This window comes from Alienimonas chondri, from assembly GCF_013036045.1.
Lineage (GTDB): Bacteria > Planctomycetota > Planctomycetia > Planctomycetales > Planctomycetaceae > Alienimonas > Alienimonas chondri.
Window position 1 is genome coordinate 1 of record NZ_WTPX01000265.1, and the last position, 3716, is coordinate 3716.

Genomic DNA, 3716 nt, shown 5'->3' on the forward strand with positions numbered 1-3716 from the left:
CCTCACCCCCGACCCCTCTCCCCCAAAAAGGGGGAGAGGGGAGATCAAATTCCACGCTCCACTCAATCTCTCTCGACCGGTTTCAACAGCGCCAGAACCTCGGCGTGGTCCTCCAACCCCCGTTCCAGCGGGACGTGGTTCGGCGCCCAGGTCCGTTGGGCGTTCGATTCGAGCATCTTAATTAATGCTTGATACGGAGTGAGGCCACGGGCGTCTTCCTGCGACGGGTCGGCGCCCAGTTCCAGCAGCAGCGTCACGAACGCCGGCCGGTTCTGCGTCGCGGCGACGTGGAGGATGCGTTCGCGGTAATAGCTGTGCTCTTGGGAGACGGCGTTCACGTCGCAACCGGCGGCGGCGAGGCGCCGGATCAATTCGGACACATCCAGCACGCCGCACGCGGGGCCGCGAGTTTGCACGAACTCCGTGGCGATCGCCTGCTCCAGGGGGGACGCCGCATCGACCGGCCGGGCGTTCGGATCGGCGCCGGCGTCCAGTAGCAGGCCGATGATCTCGAACAGCGCCGCCCGGTCCGTCGCCTCGAAGGTCGACGCCTTCTCGCAGGCCAACCACAGCGCGGTGTGACGGGAGTTCGGCAGCACGCCGAGGGTCGCTCCGTCCGCCAACGCCTTCTTCACGGCCTTCACCTTCGCCCGACCGACCGCGGCTTCCAGCCGCCGCCCGGCCGCCTCGGAGGGCGGCGTCGCCTTCACGGCACCGAACCGGATCACGTCGATCCGGGCGATGTGTTCCGCGGAGAGGAAGTCCTCGTGCCCGTACGCCGCACACAGCCGGCCGGAGTTCCCCGTTCCGCCGTCCCGCACGAACGCGAGGCCGGGGACGTAGGCGTCCGCCTCGCAGAGCAACGTTTGATGGGCGTCCTCCGCGGAGGTGCGCTCGTCCAGCCACGCGGCGGCGGCAGCGAGCGGGAAGGCGGTTCCGGCGAGGCTCGTGCCCTCCAGCGCCGCGGCGATCTGCTCCCATGCCGCCTCCTCCGCGGGACCGGGCGGCGGACCGAACTGCACGGTGACCGAGACAGCGTCCGCGTCGTCATCCGGCCCTTCCTCGTCCGGTTCGTCCGGCTCCCAGCGGACGCCGTCGGTGCGGAAGTGGACGAGATCTTGCGGCTCGCCGCCGTCGTGGCGTCGGTGTCGGAGGGTGACGATCCCGGCGCTATCGCTGGCGCCGGTGCGGAGCGTCTCGCCGTGGAAGTCCGCGAGGCGGTTCTCGATCAGATCCTCCGCCCAGCCGGTCGAGACCAGCGTCGCCCAGCCGGTCGTCTTCGGAACGACCAACAGCGCCCACTCCCCCGCGGGCGGAACCCAGGTTCCCTCCAGCACGGCGGCGGTCGCGTCCCGTTCGACGGCGCCCACCGCCCCGCAGGCGGCGAGCGCCTCGGCCGGGTCCGCCGCCGGCTCACCGGCCGTCTTCGCCCCGGGCAGCGGCCGAATCAGCAGCGCTTCCCACGTCGCTTCGCCCCAGGTGTCGAAGGCGCCTCGGCGGTTGGCGACCTTCCGCCGACGGAGCTTCGCGGCTTCGGATTGCTTCGCCATCAGACCATCCTCCGATTCCGCCGCCACCGCCGCGCAGCGATCAGCGAGCCGAGCGCCCCGACCACGACCGCCCACCACGGGCCAACGAACGCGAACCGCCCGCTCCGCACCTCGCCGACCCGGGTTGTCAGCCGCGTCTCCGCGATCCCGAGCCGCCACCCGCCGGCGGCGACCGTGCGACGCCACGGCACGCGGAAGTCGGCGGGAGGGCCGCGTCTTCAAGGCGAACGCAACCGCCCACCAGACCGCCGCGAAGGCCGCGGCGAACGCCCCCAGAAACCATCCCGAAAACCGCAGCGACACGACTCGCTGCGACACGCCCGGCGCCCAGGGGTCGTGAGCGAAGGCGTCCACGCCCCATCCCAGCGGCCAGAGCGTTTCCGGCGGCGGGGTGAACTCGGGCCGGTCCGCGTCCGCAGCGAGCGGCCGCCGCGGCCCGGCGAAGTTCACCCGCAGGCCGTCCTCCCGCAGCGTGCGGGGCAGCGACGCCCCCGGGCTGAACGCCAGCCAAGCGGTCAGCGGCGGACTCTCCCGCGGTCCGACCCACGGGCATTGCGGGTCGCCGGCGACCAACAGCAGACCCGCGCCGGCCAGCAGCCACACGATCGGGGCGGCGACCCGCGACATCGCGCTCGCCGTTCGTCCCACCGCGTGACGAATGCTGCCCAGCCACGTGTTCGTTCGATCGGCGGGCGGGTCGGGGCGGGCGGCGTTCACCGGCAGTTCTCGAAACTTCGTGACGGCGGCAGGGGGTCGGTTCCCGCATCGGTTTCCCCGCACCTCGACGTCCCGGACGCTTGAAGCGTCCGGGACGTCGACTGATTCGCCCCCGGACGGAGGAGATACCGGCGGACCGGCCCGACTGGACCGTCCCCCGCCGCCTCGCACAATACGGCGCCCGTCTCCACGAATGCTCAGATGTCCGACGCCCCGTCCCCCGCTGGTTGTGGGCTGCGGTTGTGGGTCGAAGCGCGCACGCCGATCAAGGAATTGCCCGGCTTCCGCCCGAACCACAACGTCCCCAAAGAGACTACCAGCCAGACGCGACTCTACGTCGCCGGCATCGGCGAAGCCGGGGTGACGGCGGATCTGGAGCGCGTCGCGAAGATGCTGCGGGAGGCCTTCGGACTGAAGCGGAAGGAACTCAAGTCGATCGGCCCGGACCGCGGCGGGGGATCGCTGGTCTGCCCGCAATTGACTTATACGGTGACGGTCTCGCAGGCCGACGACGATCCCGCCGTCGCCCTCACCCGGCGGGAGGTGGAACCCAGCGAACCGGACGTGCTGGCCGACCCCGGCTTGGCGTTCGCCTTCGCCCCGGGCTTCACCGCGTTGGAGCGGCGCTTCGATGAACCGGCGGACGTCGGCGCCGTGATCGACGCGATCGAGGAGGCCGACCCGCCGGAGGTGAATAGTCTTGATTATCCCCTGGACGCGTCGACGTGCGAATTGCGACTGGCCGGGTTCGGCGGGACGGTGCGAATCACGGCGGACGAAGCCGCGATCCTCGCCCCCATGCCGGTCCCGCCGGGCGATTTGGTCAAGGCGTGGGCGAAGGTGAAGGGGCTGTTGGAAGTCGCCGGCGCGGGGTGAGAATCGGGTCGGTTTGCAGTCGCGTCGGGGTTCGACCGACACCTCGGGGTGAAGATCGGGGTTTCTCTCGGCACACGGCTTGTCCCGTCTCCCCCGCGAATTCTCGCTCATGCCGCGCTCCCGACTGATCTTCTCCGCCGTGACGCTCTTGGCGGGGGCGGCCCTGGTCGCCGCCCAACCGCCGGGCGGAGGGCCGCCGGGACGGACGCACACGATCATTCAATCGAACGGCAATCCGAAGCTGATCCCGGCGAACCAGCAACCGCCCGGCCAGCCGCTGGTGAACATCACCGAGGAGGGCGATTCGCGGATCATTTCCACCGTCGGCCTGCCCGATCACGCCGTCGGCGCCTTCCCGAATCGCGGGAACCCCAACCGCATCGCCGCCCAGCGGAAGAGCTATACGGTGCCGTTGAAGCCGGAGGTCGCCGAACGGACGACCGAGGGCGGCCCGGCGGTGTTCGGCATCGCGGTGAACGGCGTGGTGTTCGATCCCGGCGCCGCGGAGTTCTACGGGGATGGCGGCGCCCGGGGCGGCCAGCGTCGCCCCGGGCGCCGCCATCCCCGTAGAAC

The 3716-nt window shown here is 71.1% G+C and carries 2 protein-coding genes and 1 pseudogene; 2 read left to right on the forward strand and 1 reads right to left on the reverse strand.

Annotated features, from left to right (window positions below):
* Positions 1-62 precede the first annotated feature (62 nt).
* Positions 63-2267, reverse strand: a complete 2205-nt coding sequence (locus LzC2_RS20710; protein WP_171189929.1) for an ankyrin repeat domain-containing protein — start codon at positions 2265-2267, stop codon at positions 63-65.
* 201 nt (positions 2268-2468) lie between these two features.
* On the opposite strand from LzC2_RS20710, the gene LzC2_RS20715 reads away from it, so the two are divergent.
* Positions 2469-3143 (forward strand): hypothetical protein, encoded by a 675-nt coding sequence (locus LzC2_RS20715; protein ID WP_171189930.1) that lies wholly within the window; start codon positions 2469-2471, stop codon positions 3141-3143.
* A gap of 109 nt (positions 3144-3252) precedes the next feature.
* A pseudogene (locus LzC2_RS20720) lies at positions 3253-3716 on the forward strand (hypothetical protein); the annotation flags it as partial.